This is a genomic window from Streptomyces sp. FH025 (assembly GCF_017427025.1).
GTDB lineage: Bacteria > Actinomycetota > Actinomycetes > Streptomycetales > Streptomycetaceae > Kitasatospora.
Map to the genome: position 1 here is coordinate 1 of NZ_JAFLNG010000838.1, position 2,923 is coordinate 2,923.

Annotated in this window: 3 protein-coding genes and 1 tRNA gene; all 4 read left to right on the plus strand. The window is 73.1% G+C overall.

All coding sequences use genetic code 11. The features are described 5' to 3' along the window. Positions 1 to 34: 34 nt before the first annotated feature. The 4 genes from J0670_RS34575 to galE all read left to right on the plus strand — a co-directional run bounded on the left by J0670_RS34575 (position 35) and on the right by galE (position 2,689). Complete coding sequence (locus tag J0670_RS34575) at positions 35 to 463, plus strand: helix-turn-helix domain-containing protein (RefSeq protein WP_243437950.1); 429 nt, start codon at positions 35 to 37, stop codon at positions 461 to 463. 165 nt (positions 464 to 628) lie between these two features. Then, positions 629 to 704: transfer RNA gene (locus tag J0670_RS34580), tRNA-Thr, on the plus strand. Positions 705 to 874: 170 nt separating this feature from the next. After that, positions 875 to 1,543, plus strand: a complete 669-nt coding sequence (locus J0670_RS34585; protein ID WP_207816377.1) for a response regulator transcription factor — start codon at positions 875 to 877, stop codon at positions 1,541 to 1,543. 183 nt (positions 1,544 to 1,726) lie between these two features. Continuing rightward, positions 1,727 to 2,689 (plus strand): UDP-glucose 4-epimerase GalE, encoded by a 963-nt coding sequence (galE, locus tag J0670_RS34590; RefSeq protein WP_207816378.1) that lies wholly within the window; start codon positions 1,727 to 1,729, stop codon positions 2,687 to 2,689. The last annotated feature ends 234 nt before the right edge of the window (positions 2,690 to 2,923 follow it).

Consider the following 2,923-nt stretch of genomic DNA (forward strand, 5'->3'; position numbering starts at 1 on the left):
GTGGATTGGAGACCGCGGGTCTACCCTGGTTGGTATGACGACGGAGGAAGCGGTCGCACCGCGCGAGGATCGGGACCGGGCGCAGGGGCAGGAGGAGGAGCTCGACGTCTTCGCCCAGCTGTGTCCCAGCCGCGAGATGTTTGCCGACCTGGCCGACAAGTGGTCGATGCTGATCCTGATGAGCCTCGCCGCCTGCGGGCCGCAGCGCTTCTCCGAGCTCCAGCGCGGGGTCGGCGGGGTCAGTCGCAAGATGCTCACCCAGTCGCTCCGCACCCTGGAGCGCAGCGGCCTGGTGCTCCGCACCGTCTTCCCGGAGACGCCGCCGAGGGTGGTCTACGACCTGCTGCCGCTCGGCCGGGAGCTGGCCGAGTTGCTCTCCCCGCTCGGTCGCTGGACGGAGCGCCACACGCCGCGGATGCTCGCGGCCCGTGAGGAGTTCGACGCGGCGCACGCCGAGGGCTGAGGCCGGCGCCTGTCGAGGGCTGAGGGCGGCGCACATCGAAGGCTGAGGCCGGCGCCCGCCCGGGGTTGAGGGCGGGGAGTGCCCGGGGCGGGGCCGATTTCCCTTCCGGGCCCACGGCCGTGTAATGTCTTCCTTGTTCGACCGGCCCGGCGAAAAGCCCGGCAAGCCCCTATAGCTCAGTCGGTAGAGCGTCTCCATGGTAAGGAGAAGGTCTGCGGTTCGATTCCGCATGGGGGCTCCACTGAAAGACCCTCGCCTCACGGCGGGGGTCTTTCGCGTTTCCGCTGGCGGTGTCGGCCGGCGGTGCCCGGCGGCCTAGCGGTTCGGGTGCGGAATGCGTTGTGATGGTGCGTCATCGGCCGCCCGCCCGAGGGGTGCGGGCGCGAGCCGGGCCCCGACCGGGAGGGTGTCATGGGCGTTCGACTCGTGGTGGTCGACGACCACCGGCTGCTGGCCGAGGCGCTGGCCACCGCGCTCCAGTTACGCGGTCACCGGGTGCTCGCGGTCGGCTCCCCGGCCGGGGTCGCCGCCGACCTGGTGGCCGGGCGCCGACCCGACGTGTGCCTGCTGGGCGTGGCGGCGCCGGCCGAGCCGGGCGCCTTCGACGCGCTGCGCCGGATCCGCCGGGAGCGCCCCGAGGTGGCCGTGATCGTGCTCGGTCCGGTGGGTGAACTGCGGGGCGTGGCAGGCGCGTTCGCGGCCGGGGCGGCGGGGTACGTGCCGAGCGACGAGCGGATCGAGGTGGTCGAGCGGGCCATCGGACGGGCCCGGGCCGGCGAGGCCGCGGTGGCGGTGGACATCCTGCGCGGCGCCTTCGACCAACTGCTGCGCCCGGTGGCCGAACCGGACGACGAGGCCGTGCGGCTGCTGCGGCTGCTGACCCGCCGTGAGGTGCAGGTGCTGGCCCGGATCGCGGACGGCGAGGACACCGCGGCGATCGCCGCCGGGATGCGGATCGCCGCGAGCACCGCCCGTACCCACGTCCAGCGGGTGCTGATGAAGCTGGGTGCGCGCACCCGGCTGGAGGCGGCGGCGGTGGCGGCGCGCACCGGCCTGCTGGAGCGGATGTCCGGTGGCTGAGGTGGCGGGCGTCCGACGGTCGAGGGGCCGGATGTCCGGTGGCCGAGAAGCGGATGAACAGCCGGGAGCGGGCGCCCTTCTGGTCCTGAGCACTGCGTGGGGAGGGGAGAATGATCCCCGTCGTACGCATACGTCGATGGCCCCCGGCGCCCGGGCGGACCATCGCCCGCTGGAGGTCTCATCATGAGTAAGTACCTGGTCACGGGTGGCGCCGGCTACGTCGGCAGCGTGGTGGCCGCCCACCTGCTGGAGGCGGGACACCAGGTGACCGTCCTGGACGACCTCTCCACCGGCTTCCGCGAGGGCGTCCCGGCCGGTGCCGAGTTCGTCGAGGGCCGGATCCAGGAGGCCGGCGAGGTGCTGGACGGCTCCTTCGACGGCGTGCTGCACTTCGCCGCCTCCTCGCAGGTCGGCGAGTCGGTCGCGGACCCGGAGAAGTACTGGCGCAACAACGTGGCCGGTTCGCTGGAGCTGATCAGCGCGATGCGCGCGGCCGGCGTGCGCAAGCTGGTCTTCTCCTCCACCGCCGCCACCTACGGCGAGCCGGAGGCGGTGCCGATCGCCGAGACCGCCCGCACCGCGCCGACCAACACCTACGGCGCCACCAAGCTCGCCGTGGACCACCTGATCACCAGCGAGGCCGTCGCGCACGGCCTGGCCGCCGTCTCGCTGCGCTACTTCAACGTGGCCGGCGCGTACGGCGCCTACGGGGAGCGCCACGACCCCGAGTCGCACCTGATCCCGCTGGTCTTCCAGGCCGCACTCGGCCAGCGCCCGCACATCGCGGTGTACGGCGACGACTACCCGACCCCGGACGGCACCTGCATCCGCGACTACATCCACGTCGCGGACCTCGCGGAGGCGCACCTGCTGGCGCTGGACGCGGCCAAGCCGGGCGAGCACCTGATCTGCAACCTGGGCAACGGCAGCGGCTTCTCGGTCCGCGAGGTGATCGAGTCGGTCAAGCGGGTCACCGGCCGGGAGATCCCGGTGCAGGTCTCCGGCCGCCGGGCCGGCGACCCGGCGGTGCTGGTCGCCTCCGCCGCGCGCGCCCACGAGGCGCTGGGTTGGACGCCGCGCCGTCCGAACCTGGACGACATCGTCGCCGACGCCTGGAAGTTCACCCTGGAGAAGAACGGCCTCTGAGCCGGCCCGGGCACACGGTGGTCGGCACGGCTCCGGGGTGCGCCAGGCGCACCCCGGAGCCGTTCGACCGTACAAGTCCGGCCACTCACGCACCTTCTGACGAAACTTCACCGAATCGCCACGGGCGCGTTTCCCGGCCCGTACGCTGAATGCGGTACCGGTGGGGGCCGGCGCCCTTTCGGCCTCATCGGCCACCGGTGGGCGGGCGGAACGGAGGGTCCGGAACGCGGACGC